This is a genomic window from Microbacterium sp. LWH13-1.2, assembly GCF_038397735.1.
In the GTDB taxonomy this organism is placed as follows: domain Bacteria; phylum Actinomycetota; class Actinomycetes; order Actinomycetales; family Microbacteriaceae; genus Microbacterium.
Genome location: NZ_CP151635.1, coordinates 2,206,807 through 2,226,786, shown reverse-complemented (window position 1 = coordinate 2,226,786; position 19,980 = coordinate 2,206,807). Strand labels below are relative to the sequence as shown.

24 protein-coding genes and 2 tRNA genes are annotated in these 19,980 nt (G+C 67.5%); 13 read left to right on the top strand and 13 right to left on the bottom strand.

The window, feature by feature from the left end; all coding sequences use genetic code 11:
* From MRBLWH13_RS10690 to MRBLWH13_RS10680, 3 genes are all read left to right on the top strand, one after another.
* A tRNA-Thr gene (locus MRBLWH13_RS10690) sits at nucleotides 1–76 on the top strand.
* Nucleotides 77–209: 133 nt separating this feature from the next.
* On the top strand, nucleotides 210–791 hold the full coding sequence (locus MRBLWH13_RS10685) for an isochorismatase family protein (RefSeq protein WP_341955034.1): 582 nt from the start codon (nucleotides 210–212) through the stop codon (nucleotides 789–791).
* Complete coding sequence (locus MRBLWH13_RS10680) at nucleotides 788–1,315, top strand: DUF1697 domain-containing protein (RefSeq protein ID WP_341955032.1); 528 nt, start codon at nucleotides 788–790, stop codon at nucleotides 1,313–1,315. Before MRBLWH13_RS10685 ends, MRBLWH13_RS10680 begins: the two co-directional genes overlap by 4 nt.
* 4 nt (nucleotides 1,316–1,319) lie before the next feature.
* Here MRBLWH13_RS10680 and MRBLWH13_RS10675 read toward each other — a convergent pair whose 3' ends face one another.
* Complete coding sequence (locus MRBLWH13_RS10675) at nucleotides 1,320–1,520, bottom strand: hypothetical protein (protein WP_341955030.1); 201 nt, start codon at nucleotides 1,518–1,520, stop codon at nucleotides 1,320–1,322.
* A 25-nt stretch (nucleotides 1,521–1,545) separates the two neighbouring features.
* Here MRBLWH13_RS10675 and MRBLWH13_RS10670 point away from each other — a divergent pair, with 25 nt between their 5' ends.
* Entirely contained in the window at nucleotides 1,546–2,067 is a 522-nt protein-coding gene (locus tag MRBLWH13_RS10670) for a CGNR zinc finger domain-containing protein (RefSeq protein ID WP_341955027.1), read from the top strand.
* A 28-nt stretch (nucleotides 2,068–2,095) separates the two neighbouring features.
* Here MRBLWH13_RS10670 and MRBLWH13_RS10665 read toward each other — a convergent pair whose 3' ends face one another.
* The 3 genes from MRBLWH13_RS10665 to MRBLWH13_RS10655 form a co-directional block, all read right to left on the bottom strand.
* Nucleotides 2,096–2,644: a type 1 glutamine amidotransferase domain-containing protein gene (locus MRBLWH13_RS10665; RefSeq protein WP_341955025.1), complete on the bottom strand. Its 549-nt coding sequence runs from the start codon at nucleotides 2,642–2,644 to the stop codon at nucleotides 2,096–2,098.
* Between the two features lie 108 nt (nucleotides 2,645–2,752).
* A tRNA-Lys gene (locus MRBLWH13_RS10660) sits at nucleotides 2,753–2,825 on the bottom strand.
* Nucleotides 2,826–2,955: 130 nt separating this feature from the next.
* Nucleotides 2,956–3,612, bottom strand: a complete 657-nt coding sequence (locus tag MRBLWH13_RS10655; RefSeq protein ID WP_056513869.1) for a fasciclin domain-containing protein — start codon at nucleotides 3,610–3,612, stop codon at nucleotides 2,956–2,958.
* A gap of 223 nt (nucleotides 3,613–3,835) precedes the next feature.
* Here MRBLWH13_RS10655 and sigK point away from each other — a divergent pair, with 223 nt between their 5' ends.
* From sigK to MRBLWH13_RS10635, 4 genes are all read left to right on the top strand, one after another.
* A complete protein-coding gene (sigK, locus tag MRBLWH13_RS10650; protein WP_200934014.1) occupies nucleotides 3,836–4,435 on the top strand; it encodes an ECF RNA polymerase sigma factor SigK in 600 nt (199 codons plus the stop codon).
* A complete protein-coding gene (locus MRBLWH13_RS10645; RefSeq protein WP_341955019.1) occupies nucleotides 4,432–5,283 on the top strand; it encodes an anti-sigma factor in 852 nt (283 codons plus the stop codon). Before sigK ends, MRBLWH13_RS10645 begins: the two co-directional genes overlap by 4 nt.
* Before the next feature lie 28 nt (nucleotides 5,284–5,311).
* Nucleotides 5,312–5,941, top strand: coding sequence for a DNA-directed RNA polymerase subunit beta (locus MRBLWH13_RS10640; RefSeq protein WP_341955017.1), 630 nt, complete (start codon nucleotides 5,312–5,314; stop codon nucleotides 5,939–5,941).
* A 174-nt stretch (nucleotides 5,942–6,115) separates the two neighbouring features.
* On the top strand, nucleotides 6,116–7,000 hold the full coding sequence (locus MRBLWH13_RS10635) for an aminodeoxychorismate lyase (protein WP_341955015.1): 885 nt from the start codon (nucleotides 6,116–6,118) through the stop codon (nucleotides 6,998–7,000).
* 83 nt (nucleotides 7,001–7,083) lie between these two features.
* Here the strand turns inward: MRBLWH13_RS10635 and pstB are convergent, their stop codons facing one another.
* The 7 genes from pstB to MRBLWH13_RS10600 all read right to left on the bottom strand — a co-directional run bounded on the left by pstB (nucleotide 7,084) and on the right by MRBLWH13_RS10600 (nucleotide 15,257).
* The gene (gene pstB, locus MRBLWH13_RS10630; RefSeq protein ID WP_056312627.1) at nucleotides 7,084–7,863 is read right to left on the bottom strand and encodes a phosphate ABC transporter ATP-binding protein PstB; all 780 of its coding nucleotides are present in this window, start codon (nucleotides 7,861–7,863) and stop codon (nucleotides 7,084–7,086) included.
* Between the two features lie 35 nt (nucleotides 7,864–7,898).
* Nucleotides 7,899–9,008, bottom strand: coding sequence for a phosphate ABC transporter permease PstA (gene pstA / locus MRBLWH13_RS10625; RefSeq protein WP_341955010.1), 1,110 nt, complete (start codon nucleotides 9,006–9,008; stop codon nucleotides 7,899–7,901).
* Between the two features lies 1 nt (nucleotide 9,009).
* Nucleotides 9,010–9,978 carry a phosphate ABC transporter permease subunit PstC gene (gene pstC, locus MRBLWH13_RS10620; RefSeq protein WP_341955008.1) on the bottom strand — a complete coding sequence of 323 codons (969 nt, stop codon included), beginning with the start codon at nucleotides 9,976–9,978 and terminating at the stop codon, nucleotides 9,010–9,012.
* Nucleotides 9,979–10,104: 126 nt separating this feature from the next.
* On the bottom strand, nucleotides 10,105–11,208 hold the full coding sequence (gene pstS / locus MRBLWH13_RS10615) for a phosphate ABC transporter substrate-binding protein PstS (protein WP_341955004.1): 1,104 nt from the start codon (nucleotides 11,206–11,208) through the stop codon (nucleotides 10,105–10,107).
* Nucleotides 11,209–11,379: 171 nt separating this feature from the next.
* Nucleotides 11,380–12,357 (bottom strand): NUDIX domain-containing protein, encoded by a 978-nt coding sequence (locus MRBLWH13_RS10610; protein ID WP_341955002.1) that lies wholly within the window; start codon nucleotides 12,355–12,357, stop codon nucleotides 11,380–11,382.
* On the bottom strand, nucleotides 12,354–14,519 hold the full coding sequence (locus tag MRBLWH13_RS10605) for an RNA degradosome polyphosphate kinase (RefSeq protein WP_341955000.1): 2,166 nt from the start codon (nucleotides 14,517–14,519) through the stop codon (nucleotides 12,354–12,356). Before MRBLWH13_RS10605 ends, MRBLWH13_RS10610 begins: the two co-directional genes overlap by 4 nt.
* 54 nt (nucleotides 14,520–14,573) lie before the next feature.
* A complete protein-coding gene (locus tag MRBLWH13_RS10600) occupies nucleotides 14,574–15,257 on the bottom strand; it encodes a response regulator transcription factor (RefSeq protein WP_056513834.1) in 684 nt (227 codons plus the stop codon).
* A 92-nt stretch (nucleotides 15,258–15,349) separates the two neighbouring features.
* Between MRBLWH13_RS10600 and MRBLWH13_RS10595 the strand changes: the two genes are divergently transcribed.
* Genes MRBLWH13_RS10595 through MRBLWH13_RS10580 form a run of 4 tightly spaced genes read left to right on the top strand, consistent with a single transcriptional unit; the run spans nucleotide 15,350 to nucleotide 17,529 of the window.
* Entirely contained in the window at nucleotides 15,350–15,637 is a 288-nt protein-coding gene (locus MRBLWH13_RS10595; RefSeq protein WP_341954997.1) for a hypothetical protein, read from the top strand.
* A 36-nt stretch (nucleotides 15,638–15,673) separates the two neighbouring features.
* Nucleotides 15,674–15,796, top strand: a complete 123-nt coding sequence (locus MRBLWH13_RS10590; protein ID WP_311244736.1) for a hypothetical protein — start codon at nucleotides 15,674–15,676, stop codon at nucleotides 15,794–15,796.
* A gap of 7 nt (nucleotides 15,797–15,803) precedes the next feature.
* Nucleotides 15,804–16,406 carry an FABP family protein gene (locus MRBLWH13_RS10585; RefSeq protein ID WP_341954995.1) on the top strand — a complete coding sequence of 201 codons (603 nt, stop codon included), beginning with the start codon at nucleotides 15,804–15,806 and terminating at the stop codon, nucleotides 16,404–16,406.
* A gap of 1 nt (nucleotide 16,407) precedes the next feature.
* Entirely contained in the window at nucleotides 16,408–17,529 is a 1,122-nt protein-coding gene (locus MRBLWH13_RS10580; RefSeq protein WP_341954993.1) for a folate-binding protein, read from the top strand.
* 9 nt (nucleotides 17,530–17,538) lie between these two features.
* Here MRBLWH13_RS10580 and MRBLWH13_RS10575 read toward each other — a convergent pair whose 3' ends face one another.
* A complete protein-coding gene (locus tag MRBLWH13_RS10575; protein ID WP_341954991.1) occupies nucleotides 17,539–18,363 on the bottom strand; it encodes a class I SAM-dependent methyltransferase in 825 nt (274 codons plus the stop codon).
* Nucleotides 18,364–18,424: 61 nt separating this feature from the next.
* On the opposite strand from MRBLWH13_RS10575, the gene MRBLWH13_RS10570 reads away from it, so the two are divergent.
* On the top strand, nucleotides 18,425–19,174 hold the full coding sequence (locus tag MRBLWH13_RS10570; RefSeq protein WP_056513819.1) for a phosphoglyceromutase: 750 nt from the start codon (nucleotides 18,425–18,427) through the stop codon (nucleotides 19,172–19,174).
* A 63-nt stretch (nucleotides 19,175–19,237) separates the two neighbouring features.
* Here the strand turns inward: MRBLWH13_RS10570 and phoU are convergent, their stop codons facing one another.
* Nucleotides 19,238–19,936 (bottom strand): phosphate signaling complex protein PhoU, encoded by a 699-nt coding sequence (gene phoU, locus MRBLWH13_RS10565; protein WP_056513816.1) that lies wholly within the window; start codon nucleotides 19,934–19,936, stop codon nucleotides 19,238–19,240.
* Nucleotides 19,937–19,980 lie beyond the last annotated feature (44 nt).

Below are 19,980 nucleotides of genomic sequence, written 5' to 3'. Positions count from 1 at the left end.
GCCGCTTTAGCTCAGTCGGCAGAGCATTTCACTCGTAATGAAAAGGTCGTCAGTTCGATTCTGACAAGCGGCTCCAGCAGGCCCTGTGATGTGAACAACATCACAGGGCCTTTTGGTTCCCTGTGTGAAACGCGCTCCAGGCCTGCCGCAGTCGCCGGACGCGGCATGCACGGAGCCACAGTGCGTCCCTCTCGGCGTACCCTCGAGACATGAGCAGAGCGCTTCTGATCGTCGATGTGCAGAACGACTTCACCGAAGGCGGTGCGCTGGCCGTGGTCGGCGGCGATGCCGTCGCATCCGCCGTGTCCTCCTTCCTCGCCGCGCATGCCGGCGAGTACGACGTGATCGTCGCGTCGCGGGACTGGCACGATGCCTCGGGTGACAACGGGGGGCACTTCGCCGACACCCCTGACTTCGTCGACACCTGGCCCGCGCACTGCGTCGCCGGGACGCCAGGGGCGGAGTACGACCCGCTGCTGGTCACGGATGCCGTCACGCACCACGTGCAGAAGGGGCAGGGGGTGCCGGCCTATTCGATGTTCGAGGGGACGACCGAGACGGGCGACACCGTCGGAGCGATCCTGACGGGCGCGGGCGTGCTCACTGCGGATGTGGTCGGGATCGCCACCGATCACTGCGTCCGAGCATCCGCTCTCGACGCGATCGCGCACGGCGTGCGGGTGCGGATCCTCACGGATCTGATCGCAGGTGTCGCTCCCGGCCCGAGCGAGGCGGCGCTCGCCGAGCTCGCCCACGCGGGCGCCATGCTCGTCGAGAGCGGCGCTGCGTGACGCGTAGCGCGCTCCTGCTGCGTGCGGTCAACGTCTCCGGGCGCAATCGAGTGCCGATGACAGAGCTGCGTGAGGCGTTGGTCCCGGTGCTGGGCGAGGTGTCGACCTACATCGCGAGCGGGAACATCCTGTGCGAGCATCCGCACGATCCGGCATCCGCCTGTGGGGAGGTCCGCGCGCTCATCGCCCGCGAGTTCGGCGTCGACACTCCGGTGATCCTGCGGACACACGAGGCGCTCGTGCGGGCCCTGGAGTCGCATCCCTTCAGCGGTGCGACCGAGAAGCTGCTGCACGCGATGTTCCTCGAGGGTCCGGCAGCCCCCGGGGCCGTCGAGGCGCTGCAGCAGCGTCTCGTGCCGGGGGAGCGGATCGCGCTCGTCGGCGATGACCTGTGGATCGACTACGCCGAGGGCGGAGTTCACAGCACGAAGCTCACCAAGGCGGTGCTGGACCGTGCGCTCGGCGTCGCGGGCACGGCCCGCAACCTCCGAACCGTCATGAAGCTCGCCGAGCTGACCGCATGAGCGCTCAGCCCGAGGTCTCTCGACTGAGGGCAGCCGGCGGCACCTGTGCGTGAGCCTGCAGATCCACCCGGCGCGTCCCGCATCCGCTGCAGCGAACGTAGAGGACGATGCCCTCGCTGGTCGGGTGCCGTGAGTCGACGAGCCAGGAGTGCTCGTGCGCGGGGGCGGTCTGACGGGGGATCGGGAGGGTGTGCAATGGGGTCATGCATCCAGCGTGATGTAATGGCCTTATGCATCTCAACCCTTACGGCGAGTATGCGGTGCTGCTGGCCGCTTCGCTCGCCGACGACTTTCCCGCCGATCGCGCCGGAATCGAGGAGAGGACGCTCGAGATGGGCATGACGATGACGTTCCCGCCTGCGCCCGATGATCACGAACGCGTCCGTGAGGTCGTCGATGACTGGCTGCAGATCGTCGACGAGCGGGACCCCGCGGCCAGGGCCGAGGTGCTCAACGCGCAGATGGCGAAGGCCGCGGCCTATCCGCGCCTGACGAACCACGACGGCGAGGGGTGGCACCTGCACTACAGAGACGACGTGCAGTCACTGCCGTACGTGCTGCGGGCGATCTTCGCGGTGGGCACGTCGCTGCACCTCGTCACGCGAGGCATGGATCGCCTCGGACGTTGCGAGGCCTCGCCCTGCACCAATGTCGTCGTCGACGTGACGCGCAACGGGAGGCAGCGCTTCTGCTCGGTGCGCTGTGCGAACAGAGCGGCGGTCCGGCGTCACAGGGCGCGCGCGGGCGCCTGACACCGGACCGCCGGGTTCTCGGTTCAGATCACGCGGTCTGCTCGGCGTGACGCCCTTCGGCGACCTCTTCGATCAGCTTTGCGTTGAACGCGGGCAGGTCGTCGGGGGTGCGGCTCGAGACCAGGCCTTCGTCGACCACGACCTCTTCGTCGACCCAGGTCGCTCCGGCGTTGCGGAGATCTGTCGCGAGACTCGGGTAGCTCGTCAGGGTGCGTCCGTCGACGACGCCGGCCTCGATCAGAATCCACGCGCCGTGGCAGATGACCGCAACCGGCTTGTGCTGCTCGAAGAACGAGCGGGCGAGGTCGATCGATGCCTTGTCGAGACGCAGGTGGTCGGCGTTCACCACGCCGCCCGGAAGCACGAGCGCGTCGAACTCGTCGGCCTTCGCGGCATCCGAGGTGAGATCGACATGCTGGACGTGACCGTTCTTCCCGGTGATCTGCAGTCCTTCAGGTGCGATCAGCGTGGCGCTCGCGCCCTCGCTCTGCACTGCTTCCCACGGACTGGTCAGCTCGCTGTCCTCGAATCCGTCCGTGGCCAGGAATGCCACTCGGCTGTCGGTGAGAGTCGCCATGATGCGTCCTTTCGTGGAGGTGGAGGTCCCGGTGGGGATGACTCGACACTCTCGCACCCGGCGGATCCCGTGAAGGGGGTGGCCGGATGGACGCGACGATGATAACGGTGGGCCCCGTGGGGCTCGAACCCACGACCCGCGGATTAAAAGTCCGATGCTCTGCCAACTGAGCTAGAGGCCCGCCCCTCCAGTCTAGGGCGCAAAGAAGGAGCCGCTGACGACGTGTCGCCAGCGGCTCCTTCTCCATCTCACCGTCCTCCCCCTGAGTGGCGAGATGGTGTGTGCCGAGTCCTGCCTCGGCATCCCATGGCTTACTCAGCCGGGGGCATCAGCACCGAGTCGATCAGGTACACGGTGGCGTTGGCGGTCTTGACGCCACCGCAGATGACGTTCGCGTCGTTGACCATCAGCGAGTCTCCGCTGCCGGTGACCTCGAGGTCAGCGCCCTGAACGGTGGCGTGGGTGCCGTCGATGTCAGAGGGGGCGATCTGGCCGGGGACCACGTGGTACGTCAGGATCGAGCTCAGCGTGGCGCTGTCGGTCTTGAGAGCCTCGATGGTGGCGGGGTCGATCTTCGCGAAGGCGTCATCGACCGGAGCGAAGACGGTGAACTCGTCACCGTTCAGCGTGTCGACGAGGTTGACGTCGGGGTTGAGCTGGCCGCTGACTGCGGCGACCAGGGTCTTGAGCAGCGGGTTGTTGGATGCTGCGGTGGCGACCGGGTCAAGAGCCATGCCCTCGACCGAACCTGCGCCATCCGGCACTGCCTCTGCGTATGCGGCGCAACCGGGACCGACGAGGTCCGCGGCGGGATCCATCGTCTCGGGAGCGGTCGTCTCGGACGACTCCGGTGCCATCGACTCCGACGGCTCGTCGGTGGTTCCACCCATGGAACATGCGGAGAGCAGGAATGCGCTCGCAAGGCCGAGGGTGATGGCTGCGGTGACCTTCTTCTTGGTGCTGAACATCTCGAGCTCCTTCAGAACTGAGCCACGGCCTCTCCGTGGCGTTGACAGCTGTTCGGAGCCCCCCGGAGATCGGATGGGAGAAAGTTCAAAAGATTTTCCGGATCCCTCCGATCCAATCCGTTTCGAGGGCTGCTGCGAACAGCTTTCGACGAACAGCACTTAAGAGGACTCGATTCCGTCACTTTCGGGCGGCGGCTGCACGAGAAAGCAATGTGGATGCGGCATGCTGGTAGAGATGGTCATCGATGGGATGGACGTACCCGAGGACGGTACGGCAAAGGATGCTGTCGCTGACCTGCTCGTTCGCATCGGCGACGGCGATCAGCGCGCATTCGCGGAGCTCTACGACTCGCTCTCCTCGAGAGTGTTCGGTCTCATCCTCCGCGTGCTCGTCAACCGCTCGCAGAGCGAAGAGGTGCTTCAGGAAGTTTTTCTGGAGATCTGGCAATCCGCTTCCAAGTTCGCTCCGAACAAGGGGCAGGGAAGAACCTGGGTGATGACGATCGCGCACCGTCGTGCGGTCGACCGGGTACGGGCGTCCCAGTCCAGCGCGGACAGAGACGTACGGGCCGGGTTCAGGGATATCGGGGTCGCGCACGACAGCGTCGCGGAAACGGTCGAGCTGGGCATCGAGGGCGAGAAGGTCGTGAATGCTCTCTCGGGTCTTCCCGAGGCACAGCGCGAAGCTCTCGTCCTGGCCTACTACGGCGGATACAGTCAAAATGAAGTCGCGGTGCTCGTGGGGGCACCGCTGGGGACGATCAAGACACGGATGCGAGATGGGCTCTCGCGTCTCAGGACAGCCATGGGGGTGACAGCATGAACGAGCAGGAATTCGCGGAACTCGCGGCGGGAGCAGCACTCGATGCGCTGTCGCCCGATGATCAGCAGCGGTATCACGCGGCGCTCGCCCTGCACCCTGAGTGGCAGCGCATCGCCGATGAGGATGCCGACAGTGCGGCGCTCCTCTCCACCGGTGTCGCTCCGACCGTTCCCTCACCCGACATCCGCGCAGCGCTCCTCGCACGCATAGCGGTGACGCCGCAGAGCGGCGATGTGATCGTGACGGGCTCGGCGCCGGACGCTCTACCCGAGTCGGCGCCGGATGTTCTGCCCGAGTCGGCGCCGGATGCGAAGTCAGCACCGGATGTCGCTCCTGTCGTTTCCACGCAGCCCTCCTCGATCGGCGGCGAGGCGAGCCCGAAGGCTCCGGCGCACCGCCTGCGAATCCTCTTCGCACTCGCCGCGTGCCTCGCACTGCTCGTCGGTGTCGGCGTCGGTGCTGTGGCCGTCAACGAATACCTGAATCGTCCCGCGAGCGTGATCGCGCTGCAGGACATCCAGGCTTCCGGCGACGCCCAGCAGGCCAGTGTTCAGCTCGAGAGCGGGGGCACAGCCACCGCGCACTGGTCGGCGTCGCTCGGAAAGTCCGTGCTCGTCACGGACGGCGTACCCGCGCTGTCCGCGGGTGAGACGTACGAGCTCTGGTACGTCCGAGGCGAGACTCCGATCCCGGCCGGCGTGTTCGCTGTCGATGACGGAGCGGCGACCGCGGTGCTCGACGGCGAGATGCATGCCGGCGACGTGATCGCCGTCACCGTGGAGCAGGCCGGGGGTTCGCCGTCCGGGCTGCCGACGACCGACCCGGTGGTCGTCATCCCCACCGCCTGACGTCGTCGATCACGCGTACCCTGGACTGATGCCCGAGCAGTTCTCGCGTCCTGTACGCCGACCCACCAGTGCTTTCGACAACATCGTCGGCACTCACGACCCTGCGGAAGAGACGCGAGTCGCACACGCGACCGCATCCGCCCTGCTCGCACGGGTGCGCGCGGATGAGAGCGGTGTGAGCGCGGACCGTCTCGTCGCCTTCACCGCGGAGCACGGCATCGACGAGATCGCCGAGTTGTGGTCCAAGGCGCCCGCGCGGACACTGCCGGGCGCGCTGTGGCGCCTCTATCTGCTGCAGCTCGCCATCCACAGCGATCCGCAGACGGCGGCTCTGCTCTACGAGCGCGGTCGGGTCGAGTTGAGCTCCGTCGACTCGGTGGTCGCCGGCGCCCCGGTACCGGCCAATCCCGACGAGCTCGTCGCCCTCATCGACACGATTCTCCGTGGCGCGTTCCGTGGCGACTTCGCGGTCGCCCTCGACCGGGCCGCGGCCTTCTGCCGTGTACAGGCATCGGGTGCCACGCACACCGCCGACGACTACGAGCCGACCGAGCCTTCGCGTGCCAGCGAACTCACGACCAGGGCACTGCGGCTCAGCAGCTACGCACAGGACCTGTCTGCGTCGGCGGTGCTGTGGCGAACGGATGCGCTCGCCTGAGCCGGACCGGCCGTGCGGATCCGTTCGCAGACATGAAAAGACCGGGCCGCAAGAACGCCTCTCGGCGGAAGGCCGCTCATAGCGGCAAATTTTGGAGCCCGGGGTTATGCGGCCCGGCCATTCCATTGTAACAAGATCGCGCTGCGGCTATTCCCGGGAGTCTAGGCTCGAAGCATGACCCGGCGCTTTGCTCTAATGATCGACCCGGCTGCTGCGGATGCGGACCGCTCCGACTTCGCCGACACCTTCACGCTGGTCGATGCGGCAGCACCCGCCCTGAGCGTGGGGGAGCTGAGCACCCAGCGCGGTGACGGCGTCTTCGAATCGATCGGCGTCGTCGACGGGCACGCGCAGGAGGTCCTCCCTCATCTCGAGCGGCTCGCGCATTCTGCGCAGCTCTGCGACCTGCCGCTGCCGAACCAGGCCCAGTGGCGACGGGCCATCGAGCAGGCGGCCGGCCACTGCGAGCAGGGCGAGTACGTCATCAAGCTCATCCTCAGCAGAGGCGTCGAGCACGGGCCCACCCCGACCGCGTGGGTCACCGCTGCACCGGCATCCGACTTCTCGGAGGTGCGGGAACGGGGGATCCGCGTCGTCACGCTCGACCGGGGATACGATCTCGATGTCGCCGAGAACGCGCCGTGGCTGCTGCTGGGAGCCAAGACCCTTTCATACGCGGTGAACATGGCCGCGCTGCGCGAAGCACACCGGCGAGGCGCCGACGACGCGATCTTCCTCTCCCGCGACGGCTTCGTGCTCGAGGCGCCGACCGCCTCGCTGATCCTGCGCCTCGGCGACCGATTCGTCACGCCGGCGCCGAACGGTGGCATCCTGCACGGCACGACCCAGCTCAGTGTCTACGAATACCTCGCCGGCCGCGGTCTCGAGGTCGAGTACGGGCAGATCCCGGCATCCGATCTTCCTCGTGCGGATGCCGCCTGGCTGGTCTCGAGCGTCAGGCTCGCCGCTCCGATCACCGCTGTCGACGCCGTCGAGCTGCCGGTCGATCACGCTCTCACGGCCGAGCTGAACCGATACCTGCTCTCTCCTCGCGACTGAGCGTCGCCGAGCTGCTCCACCGGCCGGACGACGGAGGGCCCGATGCCGAAGCAGCGGGCCCTCAGGAGACGATGAGCGGATGCTTATCCGAAGCGACCCGAGACGTAGTCCTCGGTGGCCTGCACGGACGGGGTGGTGAACATCGTGCGGGTGTCGTCGTACTCGATGAGCTTGCCCGGCTTGCCGGTGCCGGCGATGTTGAAGAACGCCGTCTTGTCGGAGACGCGGCTGGCCTGCTGCATGTTGTGCGTCACGATGACGACCGTGTACTGGGTCTTGATCTCGGCGATGAGCTCCTCGATCGCGAAGGTAGAGATCGGGTCGAGGGCCGAGCAGGGCTCGTCCATCAGGATCACGTCGGGCGAGACGGCGATCGCGCGGGCGATGCACAGACGCTGCTGCTGTCCGCCCGAGAGGCCGGAGCCGGGGCGGTCGAGGCGGTCCTTGACCTCGTTCCAGAGGTTGGCGCCGCGCAGCGACTTCTCGACCAGGGCGTCCTGATCGCTCTTCGCCATGCGCGTGTTGTTGAGCTTGACGCCCGCGAGCACGTTCTCCTTGATCGACATCGTGGGGAACGGGTTCGGACGCTGGAACACCATGCCGACCTGGCGGCGCACGAGCACGGGGTCGACGCCGGCGCCGTAGAGGTTCTTGCCGTCGATGAGCACCTCGCCCTCGACGCGCGCGCCGGGGATGACCTCGTGCATGCGGTTGAGGGTGCGAAGGAACGTGGACTTGCCGCAGCCGGACGGGCCGATGAACGCGGTGACGGTGTTGGGCTTGATGTCGATGCTGACGCCTTCGACGGCGAGGAAGTCGCTGTAGTAGACGTTGAGGTCGTTGACTTCGATGCTCTTGGACACGAGAGGGATCCTTTGGTTCAGTCGGGTATGACGGCTCAGCGGCCGTTGATCTTGGGGGCGAAGACCTTGGCGATGATGCGTGCCACCAGGTTCAGCACCATCACGATGACGATCAGGGTGAGGGCGGCCGCCCAGGCCCTGTCGAGGTAGGCATCGACCGGGATGCCGGGGTACTTCGCCTGCATGTACGAGAACACGGGCAGGGTCGCCATCTGCCCGCTGAACATGTTCAGGTTCATGCCCTGGACGACTCCGACGGTGAGCAGCAGAGGCGCGGTCTCACCGATGACGCGCGAGATGGCCAGCATGATGCTGGTCAGGATGCCGGCGATAGCGGTGGGCAGCACGACCTTGAGGATCGTGAGCCACTTCGGCACGCCGAGTGCGTAGGCCGCTTCGCGGAGCTCATTCGGGACGATGCGCAGCAGTTCCTCGGATCCGCGCACGACGACCGGGATCATCAGCACCGAGAGCGCCAGGGAGCCCATGATGCCCATGCGGGTTCCGGGTCCGACGATCAGCGCGAACACGGAGTAGATGAACAGACCGGCGACGATCGAGGGGATGCCGGTCATGACGTCGACGAGGAACGTGATGCCCCGCGCGAGCTTGCGGCCCTCGCCGTACTCGACGAGGTAGATCGAGGTCATCAGGCCGATCGGCACCGAGATGATCGTGGCCCCGAGGGTGATCAGGAGGGTGCCCCAGATCGCATGGACCGCGCCGCCGCCCTCGCCCACGATGTTGCGCATCGAGAAGCTGAAGAACTCGCCGTCGAACCGCATGAGGCCGTTGACCACCACCGTGTAGAGCAGCGAGATCAGGGGGAGGAGGGCCACCACGAATGCGCCGGACACGAGCGCGGTCATGAGCCGATCGATCGCGTGACGGCGGCTCTCGACGACAGTGGAGATGACGAAGATGAGCGCCATGTAGAACACGAGTCCGACGACGAGCGTGAGCGCGATGTTGAAGTCGGCCGGGTCGCCGCCGGCGTTCATGAAGGCGAAGATCGTCGCGGAGATGACGAATGCGACGAGCAGCAGCGCCCACGGGGCCCACTTGGGCAGGTGGCCTGCTGAGGTGGTGTGCACCGGAGCGACGACGGACGAGGGTGACGGCGAGGGCGTGAGTGTGGCGGTCATGTCAGTTGGCTCCCGAGAACTCGGCGCGGCGCGAGACGATCCAGCGGGCCACGAAGTTGACCGCGAAGGTGACGATGAAGAGGATCAGGCCTGCCGCGATGAGCGTGTTGACACCCTCGTCGTGGGCCTCGGGGAACCGCAGTGCGATGATCGCGGGGATCGTCGTGGGGTTCTCCGGGTTGATCAGGTTGAACGTGATGATGCCGAGAGGCGAGAGCACGAGCGTCACGGCCATGGTCTCGCCGAGCGCACGGCCGAGACCGAGCATGGCGCCTGAGACCATTCCGCTGCGTGCGAAGGGGAGCACGGCCATGCGCACCATCTCCCAGCGCGTCGCGCCGAGCGCGAGCGCGGCCTCCTCGTGCAGCTTCGGAGTCTGGAGGAAGACCTCGCGGCAGATCGCGGTCATGATCGGGAGGATCATCACCGCGAGGACGAGGGATGCCGTGAGGATCGTCTTTCCGGTGCCCGAGGGCGTTCCGCTGAAGATCGGGATCCAGCCGAGGTTCGTGTTGAGCCACTTGTAGAACGGCACGAGCATCGGGGCGAAGGTGAGGGCGCCCCAGAGGCCGAAGACGACCGACGGCACAGCCGCCAGCAGATCGATGATGTAGCCGAGGAATCCGGCCAGGCGGCGCGGGGCGTAGTGCGAGATGAAGAGCGCGATCCCGATCGCGATCGGTGCGGCGATGACGAGCGCGATGAGGCTCGACCACAGCGTGCCGAAGACGAAGGGCCAGACCCAGGAGAGGAACGACTGACCTTCGAGGATGTGGTTGTTCGAGGTGTCTGCCGACAGAGCGGGGATCGCCTGCACGATGAGGAAGACGGCGACCGCTGCGAGCGTGACGAGGATGATGATTCCCGCCGCCAGAGCGGTGCCCGAGAAGACGAGGTCACCCCGTCGGCGCAGCTTCGGGCGCGTCCCGGTGGAACGGGCGGTATCGGGACCCGTTGAGGTTGTGGTCATCGGAGCGACTCCAGGCTCTGAGGGACTTTCGGGGTTTTCATGGGTGTGCCCCCGGGTGTCGGTCTTGTCCTACGACCGACACCCGGGGGCGTCGGACCGGGGCTCAGCTGTGGGCTGAGCCGTCGGTCACTCCGTGACGATCGCGTCGATCGCCGTGTTGATCTGGTCGCGCAGGCTGTCCGAGATCGGCGCGCTGCCGGCGGCCTCGGCTGCGGCATCCTGACCCTCGGCCGATGCGACGTACTCGAAGTACGCCTTCACGAGGCCCGCGGTCTCGGCGTCGTCGTAGTCGACGCAGCCGATGAGGTACGAGACGAGCGCGATCGGGTAGGAGCCGGCGGGTGCTGCGGCCGGGTCGACGGCGAACGCGAGGTCGTGGTCGGAGCGACCCTCCTCGAGCGGCGACGCCTCGACGAGCGCTGCGGCGGCCTCGGCGGAGTACGCGACGTACTCGCCCTCGACCTCGACAGCGACCTGACCGAGGTCCGCGGTGCGCGACGCGTCGGCGAAGCCGATGTAGCCGACGCCGTTCGTGATGGCGTCCACGACGCCCGAGGTGCCGTCTCCGGCCTCGCCGGTCGACAGCGGCCACTCGTCGCTGGCCTCGTAGGTCCAGACGTCGGGGGCGACGGCGCTGAGGTACTTGGTGAAGGTCTCCTGCGTGCCCGACGCGTCTGCGCGGTGCACGGGGACGATCGCCTGGTCGGGGAGCTCGACGCCCTCGTTCTGCGACGCGATGGCGGCGTCGTTCCAGTTGGTGATGGTGCCGGCGAAGATCTTGGCGATGGTCTCGCCGTCGAGGTTCAGCGTGTCGATGCCCTCGAGGTTGAAGGCGACGGCCACGGGCGAGATGTAGACGGGGATCTCGACGATCTCGTCGGAGGTGCAGGAGCCGAAGCCGCCCGCGGCGATCTCGTCGGCGTTGAACGCGCGGTCGGATCCGATGAAGTTGGACGAACCGGCGATGAAGTTCTCGCGGCCGGTTCCCGAACCCGTCGCGGTGTAGTTCACCGTGGTGTCGGGGTTGGCCGTCTGGAACGCGGCGACCCAGGACTGCTGCGCGGCCTCCTGCGAGGAGGCGCCGGTGGCCTCGATGGTGCCGGAGAGGGTGGACTCGCTCGGCGCGTCGGTGGAGCCGCCGTTGCCGCCTTCGTTCGCGGCACAGCCGGCGAGTGCGAGAGCGGCCACGGCGCCGATGGCGCCGATACGTGCGATTCGGGAGATCTTCACTGTGGATCCTTCGATCTTGGATGGGTGGGGCCCGGTGCAGGGCACACAGTGACGCTATGTGCGGCGGTTAACGAGACTCTCCCGCGCAGGTGAACGGAAGGTGAACGGCGCGCGTCTCTCTGGGGTGCGTCCCAGGCGCGCACTCGTGTCCCGAGGCCGCTCGACGAGCACTCAGATCTTGGGGATGTGCGTCTCGATCGCGATGATCCCGGACCCGGGATTGGATGCCGAGACGTGCACGACCGAGAAGGCGGCCGGCTCGAGATCGGCCGCGCTGTTGACGTACGAGCCGCGGATCGTGCCGGTCGCGAGTGCGATCTCGGTGAGGAGGCCCGGCAGCACAGGGCCGTGGCTGCAGATGACGGCCGGCTTGACCGCCCGCACTCGGCGACCGATCACCGAACGCAGGTCGTCGTGGCCGTCCTCCCAGGCATCCTGACTGATCTTCTCGGTCGTGACGACCTTGCGACCCAGAGCCTTCGCGAGCGGCTTGACCGTCTGCACGCAGCGCACAGCGTCGCTCGTGATGATCTTGCGTACACCGAAGGCGCGCAGAGGACCGACGATCGACTTCGCCTGCTCGCGCCCGCGATCGGTGAGCGGACGTGCGGCATCCGCGCCGTCCCAGTCCGAGCGGGAGAGCGCTTTGGCGTGACGCAGCGCGATGATCGGGAATGTCCGCAGCACGCCGTCATCGACGAGGTTCGCGAAGAAGTCGAGGATCTCGAGGTCGACCGGGTAGCTCAACCGGGAGCGCGCCTTCTTGACACTGACCCACTCCAGGGCCGCGATCTCCTTGTTCGGAACGAAGGTCGAGGCGCGGATCGCGTCGACGGTCGCCTCTGCCGCCCAGTAGTGCACGACCTTCTGCTTGCTCGAAGGCAAGTGGTAGCGACTCACGCCGACCGGCACGCCGAGCGTGACGCGGATGCCGGTCTCCTCGTGGACCTCGCGTACCGCGGTCTCTGCGAGCATCTCGCCGGGGTCGACCTTGCCCTTCGGGAGCGTGATGTCCTTGTACTTGGTGCGGTGGATCAGCAGGATCCGCAGTTTGCCGTCGATGAGTCGCCAGACGACGGCGCCCGCCGCGTAGACGGCTTTGTCCGTCCACTTCGAACCCGTCGCCTGGGCGCTCGACTGGGAGCTCATCGGACCGCCCGTGCTCGACGGCGTCGCTGGATCAGCCCCATCGTCTTGTCCTGCAGATCGACGAGCGGCTTGCCGTCGGCGTTCTCGGAATGCCGCGTCCAGACGCCGTCCACGCCCAGGTGCCACGAGGTGGTTCCGGGGTCCATGGCGAGATCGAAGAAGTCGAGCAGGTCCTTCATATGGCCGGGGTCCGTCACGCGCACGAGCGCCTCGACGCGGCGATCCAGGTTGCGGTGCATCATGTCGGCGCTGCCGATGTACACCTGTGCGTCGCCGTCGTTGTGGAATGCGAAGATGCGGGAGTGCTCCAGGTACCGGCCGAGGATGCTGCGGACGGTGATGTTGTCGCTGATCCCCTCGAGGTCGGTACGGAGGCTGCAGATGCCTCGCACCCATACATCGACCTTCACACCGGCCGCGCTCGCGCGGTACAGCGCGTCGATGATCTCTTCATCGACCATCGAGTTCACCTTGATGCGGATGCTCGCGGGCTTGCCGTCTTCGGCATTGCGACGCTCGTGGTCGATCTGGCGCACCAGGCCCTTGCGCAGGTGCAGTGGCGCGACGAGGAGCCGCTTGAACTTCTTCTCGATCGCGTATCCGCTGAGCTCGTTGAACAGACGGGTGAGGTCCTTCCCGACCTGCGCGTCGGTCGTGAACAGTCCGAAGTCCTCGTAGATGCGACTGGTCTTCGGGTTGTAGTTGCCCGTGCCGATGTGAGAGTAGTGGCGGAGCACCCCGTCTTCCTCTCGGATGACGAGTGCGAGCTTGCAGTGCGTCTTGAGCCCGACGAGGCCGTAGACGACGTGCACGCCGGCCTTCTCGAGCTTGCGTGCCCAGACGATGTTGTTCGCCTCGTCGAATCGGGCCTTGACCTCGACCAGCGCCAGCACCTGCTTGCCGGACTCGGCGGCGTTGATCAGCGCCTCGACGATCGGGCTGTCACCCGAGGTGCGATAGAGGGTCTGCTTGATGGCGAGCACGTGCGGATCGCGCGCGGCCTGCTCGAGGAAGGAGACGACGCTGGTGGTGAACGATTCGTACGGGTGATGGACGAGCACGTCCGACTTGCGGATCGCCTTGAAGATGTCGGCCCGCGTGTTGCTCCCTGTCGGCTGGAAGGCGACTGCCGTGGTCGGAAGATGCGGGGGGTAGCGCAGATCGGGGCGGTCGATGCGCGACAGGTCGAACAGGCCGCGCAGATCGAGCGGCCCGGGGAGCCGGTAGATCTCCTGGTCGGTGATCTCGAGCTCGCGCACGAGGAGGTCCATCGTGACCTCGTCCATGTCGTCGGTGATCTCGAGTCGGATGGGTGGACCGAAGCGGCGGCGCAGCAGCTCGGCCTCGAGGGCCTGGATGAGATTCTCGCTCTCGTCCTCCTCGATCTCGACGTCCTCGTTGCGGGTGAGGCGGAACGCGTGGTGGTCGAGCACCTCCATGCCGGGGAAGAGATCTCCGAGGTGGTTCGCGATGAGCTCCTCGAGCGTGAGGAACCGCTTGATCTCGCCGGTACCGGGCACCTCGACGAATCGCGGCAGCATGGGCGGCACCTTGAGGCGGGCGAACTCCTGGCGGCCGGTGCGCGCGTTGCGGATGCGGATGGCCAGATTGAGCGACAGGCCGGAGATGTACGGGAACGGATGCGCGGGGTCGACCGCGAGCGGCATCAGCACCGGGAACACCTGGGCGCCGAAGTACTCGGAGAGCTTGGCGCGCTCGTCATCCGTGAGCGCGGACCACTCGGTGATCTCGATGCCCGACTCCGCGAGCGCCGGACGCACGAGCGATGTCCAGGCCTCGGCGTGGCGCAGCTGCAGCGCGTGCGCCTCGCGAGCGATGTCCGCGAGGGCGTCGGCGGGGGAGCGGCCGATGTTCGTGGGGACCGCGAGCCCCGTCACGATGCGCCGCTTCAGGCCGGCGACGCGCACCATGAAGAACTCGTCGAGGTTGCTCGCGAAGATCGCGAGGAAGTTCGCCCTTTCGAGCTCCGGCAGCGACGGGTCCTCGGCGAGCTCGAGCACGCGCTGGTTGAACGCGAGCCAGCTCAGCTCGCGGTCGAGGTAGCGATGGTCGGGGAGGAGCGCATCCGGGGACTCGATGGCATCGAAGTCGTCATCTTCAGCGTCACCGAGACCAGCGTCGGCGAGAGCGGGATCGATCATGGGGTACATCTAAGCACCGTGAGGTGACGCGCGCGTGAACGGGCGTCGCATCCGTCAGCGCGTCGCCGCCACCGTCTCGTCGTCGTACACGTTGAATCGGTAGCCGACGTTGCGCACGGTGCCGATGATCTGCTCCTGGTCGCCGAGCTTCGCGCGCAGGCGACGGACATGCACGTCGACCGTCCGCGTGCCTCCGAAGTAGTCGTATCCCCACACCTCGCTGAGCAGCTGCTCGCGGGTGAACACCCGGGAGGGGTGGGTGGCGAGGAAGTGCAGCAGCTGGAACTCCTTGTACGTGAGATCCAGCGGACGGCCGCGCAGCTTCGCCGAATACGACTGCTCGTCGATCGTGACCCCGGAGGCCTGCACACGCGAGGGCTCTGCGACCTCGTCACGGCGGGCGAGCGCGAGGCGCACACGGGCATCGGTCTCGGCCGGCCCCGCGGTGGAGAGAAGAACGTCGTCGATCCCCCACTCGCCGGAGAGCGCGCTCATGCCGCCCTCGGTGACGACGAGGAGGAGCGGAGCATCCTGTCCTGTAGCGCGCAGCAGGCGGCACAGCGACTTCGCTCCGACGAGGTCGAGACGGCCGTCGACGATCACGATGTCGTAGTCGGGGGCGCTCACGAGTTGGGCGGGCTCGGCCGGGATCTGACGCACACGATGGCTGAGAAGCTCGAGCGCGGGCAGGACCTGCTCCGAGACCGGAGCATTGGTCAACACCAGGACCTGGGCCACACGCACTCCTTCCGGACGGCGGGGTACGCCGTGCGGCAATGATACCGGGCGCTGATGGGTGACAATCGTCGTCGGTGAGTCACAATGGACTCATGTCGGAACCTGCCCTCGCACCGCGTAACGCTTTCGTCGGTGTGCTCGTCGTCTGGGCCGTCGCCTTCGTCGCCTCCATCGCGGTGGGGATCTTCGTGCCCGAGGAGTGGCGCGTGCCCTGGCTGCTCGTGGCCTTCGGGGCGATCGTGCTGCTCTCTTTCGCCGTGCAGCTCTGGTACGGACGCACCCAGGGATTCATCTTCCGCGTGAGCGGAAGCACGATCGGCGCTCTGCTGCTGATGGGTGTGATCTCGGTCGGATTCGGCCTGGCGGCCCTCGTCACCTGATCTCGAGAGGCGACACCCGCGCGCACGGAGGGTAATGTGGACGGTATGGACCTCCTGGCGCTCGAACTCTTCTTCATCGGCCTCCTGGGCCTTGCGAGCCTCGCGATCGTGTTCGTCTCGGTCGTCGTGCTGCGCAACCTCTTCCGCGGCCAGCGCTGAGCGCACCGTGCTCGAGCTGCCCACAGACCTTCCCGCCGACCTCGCGCCGCTCTCGTGGCTCGTCGGAGTCTGGGAGGGAACCGGCGTCATCGACTATCCGGTCGGCGACGAACGCCTCCAGGGTGAGTTCACGCATCGCGTGAGCTTCAGCCACGACGGCGGTCCGTTCCTGAACTACTCGGCCACCGCGACGTTCACCGGCGACGACCAGGCCGTCTCGATCCCGCTCGTCGCCGAGACCGGCTTCTGGCGGCTCAGTCGTCCGGCGACCGACGCCGATCCCGGCCCCGGCCTGCTGCCGCCTCTCGCCGAGCCCGTGACGCGCGGAGTCGACGACGTCGAAGAACTGCGTGCGGCATCGGGCGGATTCCCCATCGAGGTCTCCATCGCCCACGCCGACGGCACACTCGAGCTCTACCTCGGCGAGATCAGCGGTCCGCGTATCGACATCGCCTCCGACGCGATCGTCCGCGGTGCGGGGGCCAAGGAGTACGGCGCGGCGACGCGCATGTACGGACTCGTCGACAACCACCTGCTCTGGGCCTGGGACATCGCGGCCCTCGGCACTTCCATGCGGGCGCACGCATCTGCGCGATTGGCCAAGGTCTGACATGACCGCTTTCGCCGACATCCCCGGCGCTGTGCTCGGTGACGACGGAATCGCCCACTTCGGCGATGCATTCCGCGAGCAGCGCCGCCTCGCCGCAGGCGGGGCGATCGTGCCCCTCGACGACCGTACGGTCATCGAGGTCGCAGGGCCCGAACGGCTGAGCTGGCTGGATTCGATCACCTCGCAGTCCGTGGGTCGACTCGCTCCGGGGGAGAGCACCGAGCTGCTCGTGCTCGACCCGCAGGGCCGCGTCGAGCACGCGGCCGGCGTGCTGGACGACGGATCGTCCACGTGGTTGATCGCGGACGCGGGCGACGCCGAGGCGCTCGCGACATGGCTGACGCGGATGAAGTTCCGCACGCAGGCCACGGTCGACGTGCGCCCCGACCTCGTGCTCCTCGGCTTCGTCGACGGAGGCACGGCCGCCGATCGCGCACTCGCCGCGGCATCCGCTCCTGCCGGCGCTCCTCTCGTCTGGGTCGACCCGTGGCAGCGCGTGAGCGCGGGAGGTCACCAGTATGCCGAGACTGCCGAGCACCCCGGTGCCGAGCTCGACTGGCGTGTGGCGATCGCCACGGAAGAGGCCGCAGATGCGCTCGCCGCGACCCTCGCGGCCGACGAAGTCGCCGGCCTGCTCGCCGCCGAGGCGCTGCGTGTCGCAGCCTGGCGGCCGCGGTGGTCGGCCGAGGCCGACGAGCGCTCGCTGCCGCATGAGTCCGATTGGATCCGCACCGCCGTGCATCTGAACAAGGGCTGCTACCGCGGGCAGGAGACGGTCGCGAAGGTCCACAACCTCGGGCATCCGCCCCGTCGCCTCGCGGCACTCCACCTCGACGGGAGCGAGGCCGTGCTGCCCGCCGTCGGTGATGCGGTGCTCGCCGGCGACGACGAGGTCGGTCACATCACGTCGGTCGCCCGCCACCATGAGGACGGACCCATCGCGCTCGCGATCCTGTCTCGCCGCACTCCGGTCGGCGATCTCGTCGTCCGCGCAGAGGGTGCCGACATCGCCGCGACCCAGCAGGTCATCGTGCCGGCGGATGCCGGTGCCACGGCCGACATCCCGCGCCTCACGCGATTGTCACGACGCCCGAGCGCACCGGATCCCCGCCAGGCGAGCTGAGCGCGCGAATCACGCACGCGGTGCGACAGCCTCCCACGGGAGGGTGAGCTCGCCCAGGCGCCATCGGCTTCTGCCCCCGAGCACCGGCCAGCCCTGCTCGCGCAATGCTCCGACGGCCGCGAGGAATCGCTGGGTCGCCCCGAACGTCGACAGTGGTGCGGCTCTGTCCCATTCTCGGTCGAGGTCGACGAGCAGCGCGTGCACCCGTTCGCCGGGGACGTTGCGATGGATCAGCGCCTTCGGCAGCCGTTCGGCGACGATGCTCGGATGCTCGAGATCGGCCAGTCGCAGCGAGATCGTCAATCGCTGCGGTGCGCCTGCCGGGTCGACGTCGATCCAGCTCGACACCCGACCGATCTCGTCGCAGGTGCCTTCGACGAGCAGACCGTCCGCGTCGAGGCGCCCGGCCATCGTGCGCCAGGCTCCCGGCACATCGGCCTCGTCGTACTGGCGGAGCACGTTCATCGCGCGGATCACCGCGGGGCGACGTCCGGCAGGCAGCGGCACCTCGAACCCGCCGCGAGCGAAGGACACCCGCAGGTCGGGGGAGAAGGAGGTGTTCCCCGCCTGCACCTCACCGAGCTGCCGAGTCGCCGTCGCGACCCTGACAGGGTCGATCTCGAGGCCATGCACCTCGGCATCCGCCCGCACGCGCTGCAGACGGGTCGCCAGCTCGAACGCGGTCACCCCGCTCGCCCCGTAGCCGAGGTCGATGACCAGCGGATCAGCGGCGCGCCGGAAGGCCGCACTCGCCGCGATCCATCTGTCGTTGCGTCGCAACCTGTTCGTCCCGGTGGTGCCGCGGGTCGGCCGACCGAGAGGAGATGACGCCATGCGTCAATCCTCGCAGGGCCGGGGCGTGGACGCGTCGCCCTGCGCCGATAAACTGGGGCGCATGACTGCGAACCGCACCCTGATCCTTCTCCGTCACGGCCGGAGCGAGTGGAACGAACTGAACCTCTTCACCGGCTGGGTGGACGTCCGCCTGAACGAGCAGGGTAAGAACGAGGCCCGCCGAGGCGGCGAGCTGCTGGCCGAGGCCGGCATCCTGCCGGACGTGCTGCACACCTCGTTGCTGAGCCGCGCCATCCAGACCGCCAACATCGCCCTCGATGCCGCAGACCGCCTGTGGATCCCTGTGACGCGTTCGTGGCGTCTGAACGAGCGTCACTACGGCGCCCTGCAGGGTAAGGACAAGGCGCAGACCCTCGAGGAGTTCGGCCCCGAGCAGTTCCAGCTGTGGCGTCGCTCGTTCGACGTGCCGCCGCCCCTGCTCGACGACGAGAGCGAGTTCAGCCAGGTGGGCGACGTCCGCTACGCCGACATCGACGGAGAGGTGCCGCGCACCGAGTCGCTGAAGCTCGTGATCGACCGCCTGCTGCCGTACTGGAACGACGCGATCGTCCCCGACCTCGAAGCCGGCAAGACCGTCCTCGTCACCGCCCACGGCAACTCGCTCCGCGGTCTCGTGAAGCACCTCGAGGGCATCAGCGACGACGACATCGCCGAGCTGAACATCCCCACCGGCATCCCGCTGGTGTACGAGCTCGATGAGAACAACGTCCCCACGGGCCCCGGCCGCTACCTCGACCCCGAGGCCGCCGCCGCCGGTGCCGCAGCGGTCGCCGCGCAGGGAAAGAAGTAACACCGCAGACGAAAGGGGGCGGATGCTGTCAGCATCCGCCCCCTTTCGTGGGTCTCGTGTGCCTCAGGCGTGGCCGAGCTCCTGCTGCTGCTCGATCGCGAGCGCGATGTCCTCTTCTTCGATGCGCCAGTCGCCGGTCGCCAGGTAGATGACCTTCTTCGCGACGGCGACCGCGTGGTCGGCGAAGCGCTCGTGGTAGCGACTGGCGAGCGTGGCATCGACGGTTGCGGTGGCCTCACCCTTCCAGTTGTCGCTGAGGACTTTCTCGAAGACGCTGGCGTGCAGCTCGTCGATGTCGTCATCGGTGTTGCGGATGGTGTCCGCCAGCTTCAGGTCCTGCGTCCGCAGCAGCTCGGACAGCGTGCGCGAGATCTCGACGTCCAGCTCGCCCATCTTCGTGAAGGTGCCCTTGAGGCCCTTCGGGATCGCGCGCTCGGGGAAGCGCAGGCGCGCGAGCTGGGCGATGTGCTCGGACATGTCGCCCATGCGCTCGAGCGAGGCGCTGACGCGCAGAGCCGTGACGACGACACGCAGGTCGCGCGCGACCGGCTGCTGACGGGCGAGGATCTCGATGGCCTGCTCATCGAGGGCCACGGCCAGCGCGTCGATCTTGGCGTCGTCGGCGATGACCTCTTCGGCGAGCTCGACATCGCTGGTCGCGAACGAGCGGGTCGCCTTGTCGATGGAGACCGTGACGAGGTCGGCGATCTCCACGAGCTGGGACTGCAGGTCCTCGAGGGACTGATGGAAGACTTCGCGCATGTCGGCGCAACCTTTCGTTCGGGTCTCGGCTGTGGTGTCAACGC